Here is a 19,397-nt window from a genome sequence, read left to right on the forward strand (position 1 = left end):
TTATGGAGACAAATAAGGAAGAAATGGTGAAAGGATTAACAACATCCGAAATAGAATCAATCAAAACCTTTTATACAATTTGGGGAACAAAACAACCTGAATTATTAGATGAAATCTGTACGCCGGACTGGAAGGATATGCCGCTTTTACCCAATCAAGCAGCAGGCCCAAAAGGTTTACAAGATATTATTAAAGGTTTTACAACTGATTTTCCCGATATCGAAATCAATATTTTAGAGATTTTCGGAACGCATGAACGCGCGGCGGTAAGAGCTGAAATTGTATTTACACATAATAAAGAATTGATAGGTATACCGGCAACGAGCAAAAAAGTGTCGGTCGCGATACATGAATTTCATTATTTAAAAGATGGAAAAATAACACATACCTGGCATTTAGAAGACTGGTTTGGTTTACTAATGCAAAGCGGCGGATTTAAACCCAATAATTAATTTAAGATAAAAACGAAATGAACAAATTATATAAAACAGCTGTAATAACAGGAATAAGCAGTGGAATAGGTTTAGCGTTGACTAAAAAATTGCTGGACGAAAATTTTAATGTAATAGGAACAACAAGGTCTGGAAAGTTAGATGATTTTTCGCATTCGAATTTAAAAGTGATTCCATTAGAGGCTACCAATCAGGAAAGCAGAAATAATGCGATTAATGAAATTTTAGCGATTACAACAGATATTGATTTACTGGTAAATAACGCGGGAATTGCTCCCGATGCTTTTTCAAATCAACCTGATTTTGATTCCTTTACCGAAACCATTAATACAAATGTGACGAGTGTAATTTTCTTTACAGAATCATTATTAAAAAATATTAAAACGGGCGGAAAAATTACTTTTATTTCAAGCAGTATGGGATTATTAAAAAATGCAGCTCCAAACGGAACAGCTTATCGATTGTCAAAAAACGCCATTAATATGTATGCAGCAATGTTGGCAACCAGAGTTGTTAGTGAACAAATTGTTGTTACGCCAATTCATCCGGGCTGGGTTCAAACTAAATTAGGCGGAAACCAAGCGCCATTTACTACAGAAGATTCTGCAGACGGAATTTATAATGCCATTCTTTTAAACACAGCATCAGGTAAATTTTGGGATATTACCATTCCTGGTTTAGATTAATTATTTTGAATTTTAAACTATAAAACCCTTAAACAAATCAATGTTTAAGGGTTTTGTTTTCCAGAGTTAGGACTTTTATAATAATTGTGATTTCTTCTCTTTTTTTCTATTTGTAAGCGAAGGCTGTTCAAAATAAGAGGTAAGTTCTAAGGAATAAATGACGCTGGTAATTTTCCATTTGCCGTCTCTTTTTATTAGAGTTAAATATTTACCACCAAAATTGGTCATTTTATTATCGGCCCAAAAACTATAATCCATTGTTACGGCGGCGACAGTTCCATCTTCAATAATATGAATATTATCAAACTTATCTTCGGTAGATTGGTGGCGGAATAAACTTCGCATAAAACCTTTATAAGTCCCGGAAAAATAATTCGATCGGGCTTTTTCTTTTCCGTTTGTTTCTATTTCTTTATTTTGTGATTTATCCATAAGCGCAGCGCACCAAGTCACAGTTCCGTCATTAAATAAATCGTAAAAAGTAATCGAATCTCTTTTGATCACGCTTTCGCTGTACTTTTCTATAATGGCATTTATTTCTTTTTTATTATCAGCTTTTTGCTGTGCGTTTGTATTTTGAATGAGAATCAAACAGCCCAAAATCAATGATTTTATAGATTTCATTTTTCTAATTTTATACGATTATGAATCAGTTTGTATTCAATAGTTAATCCTTCATAGCCATACGCATCAGCTTTCATTTCTTCGATTGCAGTATAACTTACGGGATGAATTCCGCCCAATCGAAGTTCCAACGCCTTGTGAACAGCATCAATATAATTGGCTTTATCGTTTTTTAGATTGGTAGAATCGGAAATTTTAATCGTAAGATGAAAACTTTTTGTTTGTAAATCTACCAGCGATTCAGAATTAATAAACCAAAAATTGTCTGGAACAAATGATACCGTGACAACCGTAACTTCGGGCTTTTTATTCAGCACTTTTTTGGTAAGGCCGCTAATAATTATCGCTAATTCTTTTGCTAAAGCAGCGTCTTCTTCGCCGCTTACTTTTAAATTTATAATAGGCATACTTCAAATATTTAATAATTAATGAAGTACAAAGCTCATTATAACAGCAGACTTATTTATTGATGTATGTTAAGAGTTTTATTCGGCTTAAAGACTCGGGTTTAATTCCTAAATACGAAGCAATATGGTATTGCGGTACTTTTTGCTCAATTTCAGGATAAAGTTTTCTGATCATTTCTAATCTTTCGGCAGCAGAATTTTTTAGGAAAGAAGTTTCTCTTTTACATTTTCTGATGAAATAATTATCAGAGATGTATTTGGCAAGTTTTAAATAATTAGTGTCTTTTTCGATTAACGAATGAAACTGCTTATGAGTAATGTAATACAACTCAACATCGGTTAAAGCTTCTATATTACAGTTTGTTGGCATTTGCGTTAAAAAACTCGTATAAGCACTCGCAAAACTATTTTCGAGATAAAAATCGTTATTAAATTCGCCATCATTATTTTGCACATACGATCTCAAGGTTCCCGAAATCACGATAGCAATAAAATCGCAGACAGAACCTTCCTGAATTAAATGTTCTTTTTTCTTGAGGGTTTTGAGATGCAATTCTTTTAAGAATTCTTCAAAATGATTGGAACTTAATCCTAAGGTTTCGATGAAAATAGCGCGTAGTGATTCCATTACTAATTGATGTACAATAATCTATGTAAAGATAACGTAATCTATATTATTGCTGATTGAAAATAAAAGAAATCAAGATTTAAAAATTAAACCCTTCTCGATGGTCATGAAACTTTTTTTACTTTTCTTTGAATTACAGATAAACCCATAAATAAACGAGATGATAAAAAAGATTTCACTAATTATTTTAATCGCTTTAGCACTGCAAAGTTGTAATTTAGGAACTTCAGGAAGTTGGCAGAATGATCATATCGAAAAAGAAAAAAGAGAAGAAATTAAACTTTTAAATGATAGATTATTCAAAGCATTAATGAGTGGCAATACTGAAGGAATAAAAAGATTAATGGCTCCTGAATTAGTTGAAAAAGTAGACAGTAACTTTTATAATTCAATTAAAAATATTAATACTTCTTTCAATTCAAAGAGCTATAAAATAGTTGATGAATATAATGTTGTTAATTCTACTACTGGTTTAAGTAATACCTTGATGTCAGATGCTTCGGCTGATAACGGTTATATAATTAATTATAAGGCAATGAATAAAGATATGTATGTTTCATTGTTAATGCCGACTGGACTTGATAATGAATTACTGGTAACTGCTATTTATGGTAAATATGGTGATGAATGGAAAATAAATATTTTGCAATTTGGACAATATAGTCTGTTCAAAAAAACAGCCCCAGACTATTATAAACTCGCACAGGAATCTTATAACAAATCATACTTAATTGATGCGGTAAATTATATAAGTTTAGCAAATCAATGTTTAAGGCCTGGAAATGAAAATTTTAAATATAAAAAAGAAAAAGAAATTACAGATTTCTACACTAAGGTATTAAACGAAGCAAATACTAATTTTGCTTTGCCAATGACTCTTGAAAATATTGATACAAAACCAAAAATATTTAAAATTTTTCCTCAAATAACTAATGAAGGTTTTTTCCCGATGGTATACTATTTATCTAGTATTAATGTGAAAAATGTCAAAGCTTTAAAAGATGAAAATGACAAAGTAAAAGTTGAGGTATCGAAATTGTTTAAAGGCATTGATAAAGATAAAAAAAATGTTTTCTATTGGGCATTTAATGAAATGCCGGATGGCGTTAAATTAGTAGAACATTATGGTTTTATCGATAAATTACAAGAATAGAATATTACATCTAATTACTTGCTTTTCATTATAACTCTTCTTTCCTGGTAAATCAGCGGATCATTTTAAGCTGTTGCCAGGATTTTTTTTGCAAATGATAAACCTTCATTTTGTAAACGTTGAATGATTTGAGGCATATTTTCATGCTAAAAACACCCTAAATCATAAGCGAATCATCCATCATTTTGTGAATTTATGGGAAATATGTGAATTGTCCACCATATACCGTCTTGTATTGATAAAGCTACTTTTTTATAAGTGAACTTTGTACTGTACAAATCGGAGTAAAGATGAAAATATTAGGTTTTATTATCATCACATTTTGTAACCAACATATCTTCATTAAAAATCTTTTTGTTTTTTCTATATTCCTGATCAAAATCGTCCAACTGGATATTATTAAAACATTTTATTGAATTAATATCATTTGGACAAAAAATAAACTCTAAATACGGTGGCTCATTATTTTCAGGGCCATTAAATACTAAAATCTTATCTTTTATAAGTTGTTTTGGAATTTTTTGATTAATCAGTTTTTCATCATAATTTACAAACAGAATATTAACTCCCTGAATTTTTTTATACTTATAGTTGGTGTGAATTTTATAAGGAGTGCTGGGTGAAGATAAATTAATTATAGTATGAGTAGAAGTTTTTTTTAAACTACATACAACTAATTTAGATCCATAAGTTTTTAATTTATAAATAGAATCTTGTATTGGTTTAATATTCTCAACATAATAAACAGATTCTTCCAAATTACTTTTTTTAGTTTCACAACTCGCAAATGCTATAGAAATAATGAATGCAAATAAAGTGCATATAATTTTTTTTGCCATTTAAATGTATTTTAAAAGCCCATTATTTTTACTTACTCTTCTTCAAAGCATCTAACAATTCCACCATATCAACCACACCATAAGTAGACGAATAATCAGAAACCGCATAAGGTAATATCAAACTATTATTGTGAATAATAGCCCCGCAGGAATACACAACATTCGGAACATAACCTTCACGTTCATCTTCGAGCGGAGAAAGCAACGGCTCGCTAAGTCTTCCAATTTCTTTTGACGGATCGTCAAGATCAAAAAGTGATGCACCAATGCAATAACGACGCATTGTACCAACACCGTGCGTAATGACAAGCCAGCCTTCTTCAGTCCAAAGCGGTGAACCGCAATTTCCTATTTGGGTAAGTTCCCAGGTGTAACGCGGCTGCTGTAATAAAACGGGATTGTTCCATTGCGTTGCGCGGTTCGAATACATAATGTAATTGTTAACCCCGTCGATTCGGGCAAGCATCGCATATTTTCCTTTTATTTTTCTTGGAAACAAAGCCAGGTTTTTATTTTGCGCTCCTTCTCCGTGTAAGGGCATGACTCTAAAAGTATAAAAATCTTCTGTAGAAATTAGTTTTGGTAAAATCGCATGACCATTGTAGGCAGTATAAGTAGCCATAACACGGACAGAATCATCATCGTCAACAAAACGCACAAAACGCGCATCTTCAATTCCTCGGCTTTCAGAATCGGATATTGGAAATATAACACGCTCCGTAATATCAGAATCGTGTTTGAATTGCAAGTCATAAAATGAATTGGCTAACCAAAGAATTTCTTCCAGCGCAACTCTTCTTTCCTGACGAATCGTGGAATCGCTTAAAGCTGTAGTCAGTAAATTTTTAAGAATAGCAAATTCAAATTCCTCCGGTAAATCCTGCATAATTTGATCTATATACTTGTCCTGCGTATGCATTTCGATCAGCTTAGTCAAAAATCGCTCTTTATTGAATAAGGTTTTATGTTCGATTTCGGCCTTATCAATATGATGACCAATTTTCATGATCTGCAAATTGTTGTCTCTGTCCAGAATTCCCCTTCTAAAAACAATCGATGAAATATGTCCTTCGCCTGTGGCACGAAAAGAAATAATAACACGTTTTTCTCCAACTTCCAGACCCGACTGATCAAAATCTTCTACAATTGAGGGATTAAAAATGGCCGCAGATTCAATTGCATATTCCATGGTGCAATAAGAACCAATAAGCATTTTTCGATTAAGAGACATGGCCTCGTAATCAACCTGCATCGCTTCGATAATAGGTCTGATTTTTTCGCAGTGTCTAAAAAATATAGCCGAAATATTGCGATGGCGTCTGGCAAATTCACGAAGAGTCTGCTCTAAAGTTTCCAACACTTGTTTTTCATCCAATGTCATGATCCGAAGCACCATTTGCTGGGTTCGATCGTAACCATTCATAAAATATCGGGCAACAACTCTTCTGGAATCTGGGGTGAATTTTATACTTTTTCGGACTACTGATACTCGCATAGTTTTGTTTTTTTAGTACAATGGGTAAGTGTGTTTTCTATCTGTTAGAAAAATTACTTCGTGTATAATTTGTTTTAGAAAATGTAGAAATAAACCTCGTTAACACTTTGGTATTAGTTCTAATTCAATAACAAGTTAATGATTTTGATAACTAAAAAAAACTTTTTTATAAACTATTTGGCTGTGTTTTCTTTCTCTGTTTATTTTAAAAGGAAGTAAAAGATCAAAGTTTAAACTGGTGAAGGTTCCCTATATTGTTCAATAAAAGCATTTAGAGCTTTAGAATGGAGTTCTTCATTTCGGTAAACTAATAAGGTTGTCATAGTGTTCAACTCCTTGCTTACAGGAAAAGTTTTTATATTCCTGCCGCTGTAATAAGAGTTAATTACTTCTTCGGGAAGAATGCTGATTCCTAAGCCTGCTTCAACAAAATTGATAATTCCTTCAATAGAATTAAGTACGGTGCTTTTGTAGCGTGTTATTCCTTTTGAACTTAACCAGGTTTCAAGTCTGGATCTAAAAACACAGCCTTTTTCAAAAACGACTATTTTTAAAGGATCTTCATTAAGGATATCGTCTAGTTTATGTATTCCTGATGGAGAAATTATAAGAAGTTTTTCGTTGCGTACAACCACTTGTTCCAGTTCAGGAATATTTATTGGCGCTATAACAAATGCAGCATCCAGTTTATAATTTAATACATCATGAACAAGTGTCGATAATGCTGCCGAATGAAACTCGAGTTCAACAGCCGGATAACTTTCGCTAAAACTATTAATAATATCAGGTGCTTTTAATGCCATTGTGGTTTCAATACAGCCAATGCGTACCGTACCTCCAACCTGATCTGAATTCTGAATATCATTTTTTGCGTCATTCAGCAGATTGCCTATTTTCTTCGCATATTTTAATAATGTTTCACCGGCTTCTGTAAGTACAACTTTTCGGGAAACTCTCTTAAAAAGTTCGGTTTCAAATTCTTCTTCCAGACTTTTTATACGCGCCGTAACATTCGATTGTACAGTAAAAGTAGCTTCTGCAGCTTTTGTAAAGCTTCCGAGTGTTGCGGCAGCTTCAAATATTTTGAGGTCATTACTATTCATTGCATCATAATTAGTGATTAATATGATCATAACATATCATATTTAGATATCAAAAATACAAAGTAAATTTGTATCAAACAATTGAAAATATGAAAAACACAATTAAATCTGCAGCGCTAATGTTAACCTTAACAGCGCTATCCGGAATAGATGCAAATGCACAAGAAAAATCTTCTGCAGCAAAAAGTAAAACTGAAATTCAGGCCACACATTTTAATACCATAAAGGTAGACGGACTGAATATTTTTTATCGTGAAGCAGGGCCTAAAGACGCGCCTGTAGTACTATTACTTCATGGATATCCTACTTCATCGCATATGTACAGGAACCTGATTCCTATTTTGAGTAAAAAATACCATGTAATTGCACCAGATTTACCTGGATTTGGTTTTTCTGATGCGCCAGATCATACACAATTTGATTATACTTTTGATAATCTGGCTAAAACGATGCAGGGCTTTATTGATCAGCTTGGTTTAAAACGTTTTGCGATTTATGTATTTGATTACGGAGCGCCAACTGGTTTTAGACTTGCTTTGGCAAATCCGGAAAAAATTACAGGGATTATATCTCAAAACGGAAATGCTTATGAAGAAGGTTTAAGCAGCGAATGGAATCCTATTCAGAAATATTGGAAAGAGCCTACACAAGCGAATCGCGACGCACTTAATATTTTTGTTTCTAAAGAAGTTACACAGTTTCAATACTTTCACGGAGTAGCGGATAAAAGCCTGATTGCTCCTGAAACCTATACACTGGATCAGCACTTTTTAGATCGTCCGGGAAATGTTGAAATTCAGCTTGATCTTGTAAAAGATTATAGAACGAATGTGGCACTTTACCCAAAATTTCAAGAATATTTTAGAACTAAAAAACCAATGATATTAGCAGTTTGGGGAGATAAAGATCCTTACTTTTTACCAGCCGGAGCAAAAGCGTATAAAAAAGACAGCCCAAATGCTGAGGTAAAATTTTATGATACCGGACATTTTGCACTTGAAACACATGTAAACGAAATAGGGAATGATATTTTAAAATTTCTTGCTAAGCTTCCGAAGTAAGGCTAAAACAACCGTTCTGTCTTAATAAAAAAACAGCCCAACTAGAGGCTGTTTTTTTATTATTAAATCTAAAGATATCTTAGTTTTTCTTCTTCAATATCCAGATAATGCATTTGTCTGCGAATAATAGATTCATCCAAAGTCTGATCTTCTTTATTTCTGTTGATGAGCCATTGTCTCTGCTGATTTAATAAATCAAAATAAATATGTTTAAGATCCTGACTTATCGATTCATCATCGATTCCTTTAATATGCTGTTCCCATTTTTGAATAAGATGCTGCAATGAAGTGTTATTTTCTACCTGACCGTCATAATTCGTCTTTAAATAGTGTAAAGCAAATTCGGCTAATTCTTGTCGTATTTGATGATAAGCTTCTTCACGAGGGACATCGTAGATATTAGGCAATTTAATTTTTTTAATAAAATAAGGAAGTGTTAATCCCTGAATTAATAACGTCAAAAGAATCACAATAAAAGTGATAAACAAAATAAGGTTACGCTGTGGAAATCCGTTGCCATTATTCAAATAAACCGGAATAGATAATGCTGCGGCCAATGATACAACGCCGCGCATTCCTGTCCAGCCTAGAATAAAAGGCGTTTTGTAACCAGGATGTCTTCTGTCGGCAACAGTGATAAAATTTCGGGCAATTAAGGTGACAATTACAGCACCGTAAGATGATATCATTCGGCTTACAATTAAAACAAGCGTAATCAGCACGCCATATCCAATTGCGGTTATAAGGCTTACTCCTTCAAGTCCTTTGGTAATTTGGGGTAAATCTAATCCAATCAGCATAAAGACCAATCCGTTTAAAATAAAACATAAACTTTCCCAGACATTTACGCCTTGTATACGCGATCTGCTGCTCAAAAAACGGTGCCTGTTATTAGACAAAAGCAATCCGCAGCTTACAACGGCCAATACCCCTGAACTATGAACTTCTTCAGCCGCCAGATAAATAATATAAGGTGTTAATAATGACAGCACAATATCGGCATTGGCATCTGTTGGTAAATATTTATGCGCTTTCATAAAAAGCCATCCAATTAATAAACCAATGGCAACGCCTCCAAAAATCATCCAGCTAAAACTCATTGCTGCTTTGTAAAATATAAACTGCTCTGTTGCCACGGCAATCATGGCAAATCTGAAAATAATCAGGGAAGAAGCGTCATTCAATAAACTTTCGCCTTCTAAGATTGACGAAATAGTTTTGGGTACTTTAACAAATTTTAAAATAGCTCCGGCACTTACAGCATCCGGGGGCGATACAATGCCGCCTAAAACAAAACCTAATGCTAATGAAAAGCCCGGAATAAAATAATTAGCAACAATCGCTACAGAAAGCGCCGAAACAAAAACAACTATAAAAGCAAAACTTGTAATAATACGCCGCCAGCGCCACATTTCTTTCCATGAAACTGTCCATGCCGCTTCATATAATAACGGGGGAAGGAAAATAAAAAAGATGAGTTCGGGCTCAATATTTATAGCGGGAACACCCGGAATAAAACTGATAACCAATCCTGCCAATACTAAAAGTACAGGATAAGCCACTTTTATTTTATTGCCCAGCATAATGAGCAGTAAAATGATAATTAAAAGACCGAGATAAAAAGGAAAGTCGTCCAGCATTCGTTTAGTTTAGGTTTCTATATTCAATTGGTGTGTAGCCGGTATTCTTTTTAAACATTCGATTAAAATGCTGCGGATATTTAAACCCTAATTCTGAGGCAATCTGGCTAACTGATTTCTCTGCATCGAAAATTCGTTCTTTGGCCAGATTTATTAACTTAAGATGAATGTGTTCCTGCGCCGATTTCCCTGTTTCTTTTTTAATTAAATCTCCAAAATAATTAGAAGAAAGATGCAAATGATCTGCAAAATATCCAACAGAAGGTAAACCAGAATCTTGAACAATTTCCGATTGAAAATAATCGTTTAACAAATTCTCAAATTTTGATAAAATATCAGAATTGATGTTTTCGCGCGTAATAAACTGCCTGTCATAAAAACGCACGCAATGATTTAAAAGCAAATCAATTGTATTGCTTATAATATTTTTACTGTGTTTATCAATCGATTGGCTTAATTCATATTGTAATTTACTAAATAAATCTTTTATGATTTGCTGTTCTTTTAAAGATAAATGAAGTGCTTCGTGCGAATCATAAGAAAAGAACGAATATTGATTTATATTTTTAGCCAGCGCAGTTCCTTTTATCAAATCAGGATGAAAAAGTAAGGTCAAACCTGTCGATTTATAATTGTCTGTATTATTAACTTCGAGTACTTGTCCGGGTGCTACAAAAACCATTGTACCATCATCGTAATCATAATTATTACGTCCGTATTTTAATTCACCGCAATGACCGGCTTTTAAAAATACAGCATAAAAACCAAAGTGCAGACGGGTATTATTGGGTAATGCGTTGCTATTAGAATTATCAAAAACACTGATTAAAGGATGCTGCGTTTCAACACCTTTTAACTGATTGTACTGTGTAACTTGTTCGAGTTTTAATTGGTCCATGATCTCTTTATAAAAAATAGCTGCACAAATATACTATTCAGATTCTTAATAACTTAGCGTGATTATTCAAATCAGTAAAAATGGTAATAATAGCAGTAATCTGTATTATAGACGACTGGTTTTATTAAAGGAAATTTGTACTGTTAAAAATAACAATTAACTTTTATATAAATAAAATTATGGAAAAGAGAATATTAGGAACACAAGGATTAGAGGTTTCTGCATTGGGATTGGGCTGTATGGGATTAAGTTTTGCGTATGGTACAGCGGTAGACAAAGAACAAGGAATAAAATTAATTAGAGAAGCATACGAACAGGGAATTACTTTTTTTGATACTGCCGAAGCGTATGGTATTGCCAATGAAGAACTGTTAGGAGAAGCTTTGGCCCCGTTTCGAAAAGATGTTGTTATTGCAACCAAATTTGGTTTTAAGGGAGGACAGGCATTTAACGGACAAGACAGCCGACCAGAAAATATCAGGGCAGTTGCCGAAGAATCTTTAAGACGTTTAAAAACGGATGTTATTGATTTGTTTTACCAACACAGAGTAGATCAAAATGTACCGATTGAAGATGTTGCGGGAACAATTAAAGATTTGATTCAGGAAGGAAAAGTAAAATATTTTGGAATGTCTGAAGCGGGTGCAGCATCAATTAGAAAAGCACATGCGGTGCAGCCGGTTTCAGCTTTACAAAGTGAATATTCTATTTGGTGGAGAGAACCAGAGTTAGAAGTTTTACCGGTATTGGAAGAATTAGGAATTGGTTTTGTACCGTTTAGTCCTTTAGGAAGAGGATTTTTAACTGGAGCTATAACTGAAAGTACCAATTTTGAAGCTACAGATTTTAGAAATAACCTTCCTCGTTTTAGTGAAGAAAATAGAAAAGCAAATCAAAAACTAGTTGATTTATTATCTGTAATTGCTTCTCAAAAACAAGCAACTCCTGCACAAATTGCATTGGGTTGGCTTTTGGCACAAAAACCATGGATTGCACCAATTCCGGGTACAACAAAATCACACCGATTAACAGAAAACATTGGCGGAGCTTCCATTCATTTATCATCAGATGATGTTAAAAAAATCGATGATGCTTTTGCTCAAACTACAATAAAAGGAGATCGTTATCCTGCTCAATTTCAGCAAACAGTAGGGAAGTAATCTTTTGAAAAGGGGCTGTCTCAACTTTTGAGACAGCCCCTTTTATTTTATATATTTCTTGTTCCGTAGGAACATTTCATAGGTAGAAGATTATATTGTTATCATGATATACGTTCCGTAGAACGTTTGATTTGGCATCGTTTTTTAATAATTTAATATATCAAACGTTCCTACGGAACGTATAAATATCGAAGAACTCTATTTTTCTACCTATGAAACATTCCTAATGGAATGATAACTGGATATAATAAATTATTAGATAAAGGGCTGACTTTTGAGACAGCCCCATAACTAACAACCATGAACTAAAAAAAAGTATTACATTTTTGTAAGCGGCAGGTTAAAATTGACTTTTATTTTATCAGCCACTTTTTTAGAAACCAGTTTAGGAATTTCAATATCAAAATCTGCTGCTTTTACTTCAAAATTTCCTATTATAGTAATCTTGTCATCCGATTTAGAAATTTTGGCATTTGCAGTAATTTTTTTTGTTTTTCCGTGCAGGGTTAAATCTCCCGAAATCTTTACTGTTTTAGCTGTTGCTGAAAGTTTAGATGCATCAAAATCTTCAATTTTTCCTTTAAATGAAGCTTTTGGAAATTTATCCGATTCGACATAATTTTCATTAAAATGCTCTTCCATTAAGGCCACTTTAAACCGAAATCCTTTCATAAGTGTTAACACTGCAATATCTCCCGTTCCTGAATCTAAAATGGCCGATGTGTTTTTGTTTTCTGCTGCAACTTCTTCAAAAGAATCAACAGAAGCTTCAAACTTTAAGTTTCCTGTTTTTGTCGCATATTTTTGTGCCGAAACATGGAATATTCCAAGCAATAAAAATAGCAGTACAATTCGTTTTTTCATTTTCTATCGATTTAATTTTCTAATAATCCGTCCGTACTCCATTGCAGAATTGTATTGATTTTATCCTGAGACATTCTTCCTGCTTTTGGCATTTGTCCCGGGGTTCCGTTTTGACGCTGAATTCGGTCTATCAAATTTGTATTTAAAGTGGCGTCTTTCACCTGAGCATACGTTTCTAAAGGAATAAGCTGAGACTCAGAATTATGACAGGCAATACAGTTTGCATCAATAATAGATTTCACATTGGCGGTGTAGGTAACCGGGCCTGTTATAACCTCTGGTTCTTCCAAACTTTCGTAAGTAGTAGATTCGCAGCTGTATAAGGATAATATAATGACAGATAAGAAGATATATTTTTTCATATTGTATACTTTTAAAAAACTCTATATAAATTAAATCCAAAGAAAAAATCGCCTTTTCCCCAATCGCCCGTTGCATTTGTCAAGTAGCCGCTCTCGGTCATAGATTGCGAATTCGTAAAAATTAATTGAAAAATATGGCCGCCGGTTTCTATGTCCAATCCAACAGATAATGGATTATTATAAAAGTCAGGTTTATTGAAATTTTCACCGTATTCAAGATTTAAAGAAAGTCTTTTGGTTAATTTTAATCTTCCTCCGGCACTTAAAGTAAATTGATTATCGTTTTCATTATCCGGATTATATAGGTTTTTATGGATGAAGGAAGGTGCTAATTCCAGCGATAATTTATCAGAGAATTTTCTTGAAATCAAAAGCTGATTAATATAGGTTAATCGGTCAGAAAATTCAATTTTAGGATAATCATCTTTTTTTAATCCGCTGTTAATATCGATCGTATTATAACCCACAATATCAAACGGAAATTCGTCGTTTTGTCTGGTCAGTCGATATTTAACCGATGTTTCGTAAATTTTCAACAATGTATGACGTGACGCACTTACAGAAAGCCAATCGGTTACACCATAAATTCCGCCAATTTTTGTTGTGGCATCATCAAAACCAAAAAACTCAGAGATTCCGCCTTTTACAGATCCAAATCGATGTGATATTACAATATAAAGCTCTTTTTTGGCCGCCATTTTTGTCGACTGCATTGTTATAATCTGCAGCCCTTTAAAAGTGGCAGTTGCGTTTTTATCAACTACTTGTGTTGAGTCCAGGCTGGAAAGTAAATCTTCTTGGGCATTCGCATATAAGCAGATTAAAAAGCTGGCTATTAAGAATATTTTTTTCATATTTAGTGTTGTTGTATACTGCATTGATCCAATTTTACGACCCCGAATAAATCATCAAAACCTATACATCTTCCTTTTATATTGATTGGTTTATTCGTGAAGTTCGTTTTTACTATTTCATTCATTTTACAAAATACTTTTCCGTCGATTACCATTGAGGAATCAGTAACTTCTGTGGCTGTTCCTTCAATTTCAATTGTTTTATTTAAGTATTTTGAATCTGCCTGCAAAGCGTTTTTCGCATAGTGGTTTTCTAAGTTTTTAGCAGAAATGGTAACTATTGATTTTTCATTATTGATGTCTCTGGCATCTTTGTAAATAATGTTTTGGTAGATATAGTAAGGGCCAAAACTTACCAACAGCAGTACTATCAAAATCGTGATTTTTCTCTTGTTCATGTCAATTGGGGGTTTAAATTTTACAGCAATGTGCCAGAATTTATTATTTCAAATTAGTCCAATAAAAACTGGACTAATTTGAAATAGATTAAGTTTTGATTTTTTAGATCGCAAGCGGAATATCTTTTACAGGAACCGGCCAAACAGCAGGAGCAGGGAAACTAATTCCTTTATTAGCGCCTCTTACGCTGGCATCTTGTCCAAAATAATATAATGGCCATCCGTTGTAAACCAATTGTGATTTACCAAAAACCGTGATAACAGAAAATTTAGTTTTATCAAGAGTAGAAGGAACTACAATTTTGTCTGTTTCATATATTGGCCAAACTGGATTGTTAGAAAAATCTTCTTTTGTAAAATTGTTTTTCTTGAAATTATCATTTTTAAAAGTATACAATGTTAAACCTTTAGCATCTGTAAAATACGTTGTAGCACCGTCTCCAACAGTATAATCTGATTTGTAGTTTTTACCGTCATGACCCACAAGCTGGCTTCTAACAATCATGATAGAATAATCTGGTTTTGCAATAAACCAAATACCACCAATTCCGTCTCCTCCTGTTTTTCCGGCAGCTTCTGGTGTATTGGTTATGTTTCCATATCCATCATCTCCAGAACTTGGTGAGTAATAGTATAAAGGCCATCCTTTATAAGTAACTTGTTTTTTTGCACCAACAGTAACAGTTCCAAAATCTGATAACGATAATCCTGCACCCAATTTATCTGCAGTTAAATTATCTACAAAAAATGGAGGCCAGACTTTTTCACAATCGCCAGTACAAGATACTTGTCCGTTTGCATCTGTTGAGAAAAAATATAAAGATCTTCCGTCTTTATCTACAAGGTAAGAACCTAATGTAGTGCTTGTAGCAAGGCTGACAGCCTTTTTAACTTCGGGAGTTGGCGGGTTATTATTTCCACCATTGTCTCCACTATCTCCACTGTCGCTGCTGCAGCTTAAAAAGAATGTTGTAATTACCAGGGCCGCAGCGAATTTAAGTTGTTTTAATTTCATCGTTTTTTAATTTAAGTTATATTGATAAGGGAATTGAAACTTTACAGTAACAGTAAAGTGATTTGTTTTAAATTGTACATCGGAAGTCATGTTTTAATGCATTTCGTTCCATACTTTTTAGTTTATGCTACGAAGAGTCATAAATAAAATAGCCTTCGTGGTATTTTCTGAAGTTTTGTAAGGCGGTCATTTTTATTCTTTTGATAAGGTTCAATAGTAAAACAGCCTTGATGTAGATTACCCTACCAAAGAATTGAAGTTTTTGTAAAAAAAAATGAAAAATAATGTAGGAATTTTTAAAATCCCGGTTTGAAGAAAGTTAAAATGAAACCCTAAGACTCACGTTTGGAGTTCTTTGCAGTGAAAAAGTCTCGACTTCTTCTATAGAATTTGTTAGTGAACTTACTCTGTAATATTCGCTGATTTCATTTCTTCTGTTTAAAATATTTAAGATAGAGATCCCTAATTTGTATTGAATACCGTTGTCTGTTTCCCATTTATAAGTCGAAGAAAAGTTAACCTGCGAAAAAATATGCAGATTATCACTATTAGGTTTGTGATAAATCAAGGTAGGATTTGAAGGGTCAATTTGAGCATTATCTGGAGAAGTTTTAGGTCTGCCCGAAGTCCACTTTGTACCCAAAGCAATTTTAAAATTGTTTTTCTCATAAATTCCCGCCCACGATGCCGTATGCATTACCTCAAAATTGTTAGGAAAAATGGGGTATTCGTAATTCGAAAAATGATAATTATTATGATTATACGTATAACTTAACCAAGTTAAAAAGTGGTTCATCTTTTTTTGAATCAGCATTTCGGTTCCCCAAACTTCATAATCGCCCGTAGTTTTAACAAATTCTAACTGGTTCTGAAAACCCTGGCTGGAAGTTGTAATTCCTATTACTTTTTTATAAAAATTTTCTATATCAAAAAGCCAGTCGTTCTTTATATAAGATAAATTTAAAGAAAGCTGTCTACTTTTTTGAATAGGAATTGTGGAGTTATTAGAGATAATCCAGCGTCTTTTTTCAATACCGAAATAATCTTTTTGCAAATCAATAATCTGCTGTGAATTTTGACTTTTTAGTTCACCCAGCAATTCTACATTTAAACTTTTACTGATGCCATAGCTAAACTGCCCGCGCGGTTCTATAATATATTTTTTAAACTTTTCGATATAATTAATTCGGGTTCCGGCCTTAAAATATATTCTGGAGATCGTATCGTTGTATTTTACTTCTGCAATTAAAGCATGAGTTCTCAAAACCTCTTTCACTTTACGATAGAAATCAGGATTCGTCACCTGCTCTAAATTCGTAACACCAATTTCGTTAAACTGATAGCCGTCGTTTATAGTAAATTTAGAATTAAGAATGTGATTGTTCTCTAAATTAACTCCGTTATTGTTCACCGTATTTTCCTGAATTACGATTTGACCTTCGCTTGTAGATTGATTGGCGCGAAGCTCGTAAGCAGAGTTATAAATGTTAATTTTAGTCGTATTAAAGCTGTTCCAGTTTCGTTTCCATGACAAATTCCCGCCATAATTTTGCTGACGTAAAATATTGTTCTCAGAACTGTTTATGTCATATACTTTTGCACTTTGAAAAACTTCCAGATTATCTTTAATCGTAATCAGATCTAAAACGATTTGGTCTTTAAGTCCTATTTTTTGAGCATATTTTAACGTAGCATCATAAAAACCAAATTTCTTGTCACTGTGATAATCGACATTTTGTTTATCTGAAAAATCAGTGATTGTAGTGTTTTGAAATACTTTATTGAAATACTCTTTATAGGTTGGCGTTTCTACAAAATCAGTAATCGATTTACGTGCCGAAATTTCGATATAACTCTTTGGAGAAATATTATATTTCCCATAAATATCAGCATTAATCATATTTAATCCTGCACTGAATGAGTTTTTCTCAGCCATTTCGGGAGTAGAAGAAATAGCCACAACGCTGGATACACTTTCTCCGTAAAAGGCAGAACTTCCGTTTTTATAAATAGAAATAGTATGCGCCAAATTAGGATTAAAAGCCGATATTAAACCAAAAAAATGCCCCGTTTGAAACATTCGTATACCATTCCACAAAAATAAATTTTGGTCGTGCGTACCACCGCGAACGTTGATGCTTGAAACACTTTCGTCAATACTGTTTACACCAGGAATTTGCTGCATCGTCTGCAAAGCATCGGGTTCGATAAGTCCGGGCAGAATCCCAAACTTCTTGGGTTTAATTTCAAACGATCCGTCTTTGTTTTTTGAAATCCCCGAAGCCAGAATAGCGCTGGCTTTAATTTCCTGAAGCTGCGTGATTTCGGGGTCTAAAAATATTTGGAGACAATCTTTAGACTCGGCATTTGCAGCAGTAATTTTTTTAGTTGTAAATCCTATATGGCTGATTAAGAATATGTTTTTATCTTCTTTTTTAAATTCAAAATAACCGTTTGCATCCGTTGAAACCTGAGTTTTGTTAGACAGACTAATATTGGCGTTTTCAATTGGTTTTTTATCCATATTAGAAAAAACATAACCACAGATTAGTGGTTCCTGATTTTCTTTTTTATAAATATTAATGAATTTGTTGCCTATGTTTTCAAAAGACAAATGGGTTTTTTGAGCCAGATATTCCAGTTTTTCTACTAAAGAAAGTGATTTTTTTGGCGGAACTAATTCCTGTCCGACAATATTGTCTTCGGTATAATTAAAACTAACCTGATGCTGTTGTTCAATTTCTAGGATGATTTTCTTAAAAGGCATAAGTTTCCCTTTGTCCTGAGCAAAAGCATTCAGGACAAAGAAAAATAGAAAAAACAAAAAATGAAATTGTTTGGGGAGCAACATTTATTTTTCGTCAAAAATTATTTTATTTTTTGAGACTTGTTTAGCCTCTAAATGATAAGTTGTACTAATAATCTGCAAGGCTGTCTTTAAATCGTTAGCGGGCAATTTCCCTGTAAATAATGATGTTGTATCTTTTGTATTTAATTCGATTGTAATATTATATTGTCTTTCAACTTCGTCAAGAATGCTTCTGATATTTTCTTTGTAAAATCCTATTTGGTTCACGATCCATTCAGGCTGCGTTAAACTTACAGCCATTTTAACCTGTTTTCCGTTTTTAAAACTAACGCTTTGTCCGTGAGTTAATAAAATTTGAGTATCGGCATAATTTACTTTTACTCGTCCTTCATAACAAACTACATCAAACCTGTTTTTTCTGGCTTTCACATTAAACTGAGTTCCTAAAACCGTTACTTTTCCTAAATTGGTCTGCACTTCAAATTTTCGGCCTTTGGCTACTCTAAAATAAGCTTCTCCCTTTAGTTCCAGATGTCTGTTGTTGTCCCAGTTCCATTTTTTATAATTTATTTCAGAACCGGAATTTAATACCACTTCAGAATTATCAGGTAATGAAAAAGTGGTCTTTTTTCCAAAATCAGCTGTTTCTGTCTGCGGTACTAAAACTTTCATTGCAAACGTGATTCCAAGAGCGATAACAAATATAGCCGCCACTCTAAAAGCCCATTTTTTGTATAGCGGAACTACTTTTGGAGCCATTTTTTTCTGGCTCAAAATGTTCGACAACATAGCGTTTTCATCCAAATCACCTACCTCTAAATGAGCTGTATAATCTTTTATTTTTCGGTATTTTTCAAAATCGGGACTTGCCTCAAATTCAGCTAATTCATCCGGAGATAAATCATCATTGAGCCATTTTGCTAATAAGCGATTTTTTTTCATTGTACTG

Annotated in this window: 20 protein-coding genes; 5 read left to right on the plus strand and 15 right to left on the minus strand. The window is 33.4% G+C overall.

The window, feature by feature from the left end; genetic code table 11:
- The first annotated feature begins 2 nt into the window (after nt 1-2).
- Both ASD98_RS05100 and ASD98_RS05105 read left to right on the plus strand, forming a co-directional pair.
- Nucleotides 3-452, plus strand: coding sequence for an ester cyclase (locus ASD98_RS05100; RefSeq protein WP_056201066.1), 450 nt, complete (start codon nt 3-5; stop codon nt 450-452).
- Nucleotides 453-469: 17 nt separating this feature from the next.
- A complete protein-coding gene (locus tag ASD98_RS05105) occupies nt 470-1,138 on the plus strand; it encodes an SDR family NAD(P)-dependent oxidoreductase (protein WP_056201073.1) in 669 nt (222 codons plus the stop codon).
- 75 nt (nt 1,139-1,213) lie between these two features.
- Here the strand turns inward: ASD98_RS05105 and ASD98_RS05110 are convergent, their stop codons facing one another.
- From ASD98_RS05110 to ASD98_RS05120, 3 genes are read right to left on the minus strand one after another with little or no spacing between them, the layout of a single operon-like run.
- Entirely contained in the window at nt 1,214-1,762 is a 549-nt protein-coding gene (locus ASD98_RS05110) for a nuclear transport factor 2 family protein (protein WP_056201076.1), read from the minus strand.
- Nucleotides 1,759-2,169: a tautomerase family protein gene (locus tag ASD98_RS05115; RefSeq protein WP_056201079.1), complete on the minus strand. Its 411-nt coding sequence runs from the start codon at nt 2,167-2,169 to the stop codon at nt 1,759-1,761. Before ASD98_RS05115 ends, ASD98_RS05110 begins: the two co-directional genes overlap by 4 nt.
- A gap of 52 nt (nt 2,170-2,221) precedes the next feature.
- Nucleotides 2,222-2,797 (minus strand): Crp/Fnr family transcriptional regulator, encoded by a 576-nt coding sequence (locus tag ASD98_RS05120; protein ID WP_056201082.1) that lies wholly within the window; start codon nt 2,795-2,797, stop codon nt 2,222-2,224.
- 160 nt (nt 2,798-2,957) lie between these two features.
- Here ASD98_RS05120 and ASD98_RS05125 point away from each other — a divergent pair, with 160 nt between their 5' ends.
- Entirely contained in the window at nt 2,958-3,950 is a 993-nt protein-coding gene (locus ASD98_RS05125) for a hypothetical protein (protein WP_056201085.1), read from the plus strand.
- Between the two features lie 299 nt (nt 3,951-4,249).
- Here ASD98_RS05125 and ASD98_RS05130 read toward each other — a convergent pair whose 3' ends face one another.
- The 3 genes from ASD98_RS05130 to ASD98_RS05140 all read right to left on the minus strand — a co-directional run bounded on the left by ASD98_RS05130 (nt 4,250) and on the right by ASD98_RS05140 (nt 7,417).
- Complete coding sequence (locus ASD98_RS05130; RefSeq protein ID WP_056201087.1) at nt 4,250-4,789, minus strand: hypothetical protein; 540 nt, start codon at nt 4,787-4,789, stop codon at nt 4,250-4,252.
- Nucleotides 4,790-4,817: 28 nt separating this feature from the next.
- A complete protein-coding gene (locus tag ASD98_RS05135; RefSeq protein ID WP_056201089.1) occupies nt 4,818-6,284 on the minus strand; it encodes a glycoside hydrolase family 130 protein in 1,467 nt (488 codons plus the stop codon).
- A gap of 230 nt (nt 6,285-6,514) precedes the next feature.
- Complete coding sequence (locus ASD98_RS05140; RefSeq protein ID WP_242412074.1) at nt 6,515-7,417, minus strand: LysR family transcriptional regulator; 903 nt, start codon at nt 7,415-7,417, stop codon at nt 6,515-6,517.
- Nucleotides 7,418-7,476: 59 nt separating this feature from the next.
- Here ASD98_RS05140 and ASD98_RS05145 point away from each other — a divergent pair, with 59 nt between their 5' ends.
- Nucleotides 7,477-8,448 carry an alpha/beta fold hydrolase gene (locus ASD98_RS05145; RefSeq protein WP_082577794.1) on the plus strand — a complete coding sequence of 324 codons (972 nt, stop codon included), beginning with the start codon at nt 7,477-7,479 and terminating at the stop codon, nt 8,446-8,448.
- Between the two features lie 68 nt (nt 8,449-8,516).
- On the opposite strand, the gene ASD98_RS05150 is transcribed toward ASD98_RS05145, so the two are convergent.
- Together ASD98_RS05150 and ASD98_RS05155 are read right to left on the minus strand one after the other, a co-directional pair.
- On the minus strand, nt 8,517-10,088 hold the full coding sequence (locus tag ASD98_RS05150) for a Na+/H+ antiporter (protein ID WP_056201092.1): 1,572 nt from the start codon (nt 10,086-10,088) through the stop codon (nt 8,517-8,519).
- Nucleotides 10,089-10,092: 4 nt separating this feature from the next.
- Nucleotides 10,093-10,986 carry an AraC family transcriptional regulator gene (locus ASD98_RS05155; RefSeq protein WP_056201094.1) on the minus strand — a complete coding sequence of 298 codons (894 nt, stop codon included), beginning with the start codon at nt 10,984-10,986 and terminating at the stop codon, nt 10,093-10,095.
- A 179-nt stretch (nt 10,987-11,165) separates the two neighbouring features.
- Here ASD98_RS05155 and ASD98_RS05160 point away from each other — a divergent pair, with 179 nt between their 5' ends.
- Nucleotides 11,166-12,146, plus strand: coding sequence for an aldo/keto reductase (locus ASD98_RS05160; protein WP_056201096.1), 981 nt, complete (start codon nt 11,166-11,168; stop codon nt 12,144-12,146).
- Between the two features lie 318 nt (nt 12,147-12,464).
- Here the strand turns inward: ASD98_RS05160 and ASD98_RS05165 are convergent, their stop codons facing one another.
- The 7 genes from ASD98_RS05165 to ASD98_RS05195 all read right to left on the minus strand — a co-directional run bounded on the left by ASD98_RS05165 (nt 12,465) and on the right by ASD98_RS05195 (nt 19,390).
- Nucleotides 12,465-13,010, minus strand: a complete 546-nt coding sequence (locus ASD98_RS05165) for a YceI family protein (RefSeq protein WP_056201099.1) — start codon at nt 13,008-13,010, stop codon at nt 12,465-12,467.
- 11 nt (nt 13,011-13,021) lie between these two features.
- The gene (locus ASD98_RS05170) at nt 13,022-13,372 is read right to left on the minus strand and encodes a hypothetical protein (protein ID WP_056201102.1); all 351 of its coding nucleotides are present in this window, start codon (nt 13,370-13,372) and stop codon (nt 13,022-13,024) included.
- A gap of 11 nt (nt 13,373-13,383) precedes the next feature.
- Nucleotides 13,384-14,226: a DUF5777 family beta-barrel protein gene (locus ASD98_RS05175; RefSeq protein ID WP_056203204.1), complete on the minus strand. Its 843-nt coding sequence runs from the start codon at nt 14,224-14,226 to the stop codon at nt 13,384-13,386.
- A gap of 2 nt (nt 14,227-14,228) precedes the next feature.
- Nucleotides 14,229-14,624: a hypothetical protein gene (locus ASD98_RS05180; RefSeq protein WP_056201104.1), complete on the minus strand. Its 396-nt coding sequence runs from the start codon at nt 14,622-14,624 to the stop codon at nt 14,229-14,231.
- 103 nt (nt 14,625-14,727) lie between these two features.
- Nucleotides 14,728-15,639 carry a hypothetical protein gene (locus ASD98_RS05185; RefSeq protein ID WP_056201106.1) on the minus strand — a complete coding sequence of 304 codons (912 nt, stop codon included), beginning with the start codon at nt 15,637-15,639 and terminating at the stop codon, nt 14,728-14,730.
- Between the two features lie 319 nt (nt 15,640-15,958).
- A complete protein-coding gene (locus ASD98_RS05190) occupies nt 15,959-18,463 on the minus strand; it encodes a carboxypeptidase-like regulatory domain-containing protein (protein WP_242412075.1) in 2,505 nt (834 codons plus the stop codon).
- 27 nt (nt 18,464-18,490) lie between these two features.
- On the minus strand, nt 18,491-19,390 hold the full coding sequence (locus tag ASD98_RS05195; protein WP_056201109.1) for a FecR family protein: 900 nt from the start codon (nt 19,388-19,390) through the stop codon (nt 18,491-18,493).
- Nucleotides 19,391-19,397: the final 7 nt, after the last annotated feature.

Origin of the sequence: Flavobacterium sp. Root186 (assembly GCF_001428525.1) — a bacterium.
GTDB lineage: Bacteria > Bacteroidota > Bacteroidia > Flavobacteriales > Flavobacteriaceae > Flavobacterium.

Bases quoted from the DNA above. Each gene is read 5' to 3' on its own strand.
- ASD98_RS05100 (WP_056201066.1), top strand. From the start codon at position 3: ATGGAGACAAATAAGGAAGAAATGGTGAAAGGATTAACAACATCCGAA.
- ASD98_RS05105 (WP_056201073.1), top strand. From the start codon at position 470: ATGAACAAATTATATAAAACAGCTGTAATAACAGGAATAAGCAGTGGA.
- ASD98_RS05110 (WP_056201076.1), bottom strand. From the start codon at position 1,762: ATGAAATCTATAAAATCATTGATTTTGGGCTGTTTGATTCTCATTCAA.
- ASD98_RS05115 (WP_056201079.1), bottom strand. From the start codon at position 2,169: ATGCCTATTATAAATTTAAAAGTAAGCGGCGAAGAAGACGCTGCTTTA.
- ASD98_RS05120 (WP_056201082.1), bottom strand. From the start codon at position 2,797: ATGGAATCACTACGCGCTATTTTCATCGAAACCTTAGGATTAAGTTCC.
- ASD98_RS05125 (WP_056201085.1), top strand. From the start codon at position 2,958: ATGATAAAAAAGATTTCACTAATTATTTTAATCGCTTTAGCACTGCAA.
- ASD98_RS05130 (WP_056201087.1), bottom strand. From the start codon at position 4,789: ATGGCAAAAAAAATTATATGCACTTTATTTGCATTCATTATTTCTATA.
- ASD98_RS05135 (WP_056201089.1), bottom strand. From the start codon at position 6,284: ATGCGAGTATCAGTAGTCCGAAAAAGTATAAAATTCACCCCAGATTCC.
- ASD98_RS05140 (WP_242412074.1), bottom strand. From the start codon at position 7,417: ATGATCATATTAATCACTAATTATGATGCAATGAATAGTAATGACCTC.
- ASD98_RS05145 (WP_082577794.1), top strand. From the start codon at position 7,477: ATGAAAAACACAATTAAATCTGCAGCGCTAATGTTAACCTTAACAGCG.
- ASD98_RS05150 (WP_056201092.1), bottom strand. From the start codon at position 10,088: ATGCTGGACGACTTTCCTTTTTATCTCGGTCTTTTAATTATCATTTTA.
- ASD98_RS05155 (WP_056201094.1), bottom strand. From the start codon at position 10,986: ATGGACCAATTAAAACTCGAACAAGTTACACAGTACAATCAGTTAAAA.
- ASD98_RS05160 (WP_056201096.1), top strand. From the start codon at position 11,166: ATGGAAAAGAGAATATTAGGAACACAAGGATTAGAGGTTTCTGCATTG.
- ASD98_RS05165 (WP_056201099.1), bottom strand. From the start codon at position 13,010: ATGAAAAAACGAATTGTACTGCTATTTTTATTGCTTGGAATATTCCAT.
- ASD98_RS05170 (WP_056201102.1), bottom strand. From the start codon at position 13,372: ATGAAAAAATATATCTTCTTATCTGTCATTATATTATCCTTATACAGC.
- ASD98_RS05175 (WP_056203204.1), bottom strand. From the start codon at position 14,226: ATGAAAAAAATATTCTTAATAGCCAGCTTTTTAATCTGCTTATATGCG.
- ASD98_RS05180 (WP_056201104.1), bottom strand. From the start codon at position 14,624: ATGAACAAGAGAAAAATCACGATTTTGATAGTACTGCTGTTGGTAAGT.
- ASD98_RS05185 (WP_056201106.1), bottom strand. From the start codon at position 15,639: ATGAAATTAAAACAACTTAAATTCGCTGCGGCCCTGGTAATTACAACA.
- ASD98_RS05195 (WP_056201109.1), bottom strand. From the start codon at position 19,390: ATGAAAAAAAATCGCTTATTAGCAAAATGGCTCAATGATGATTTATCT.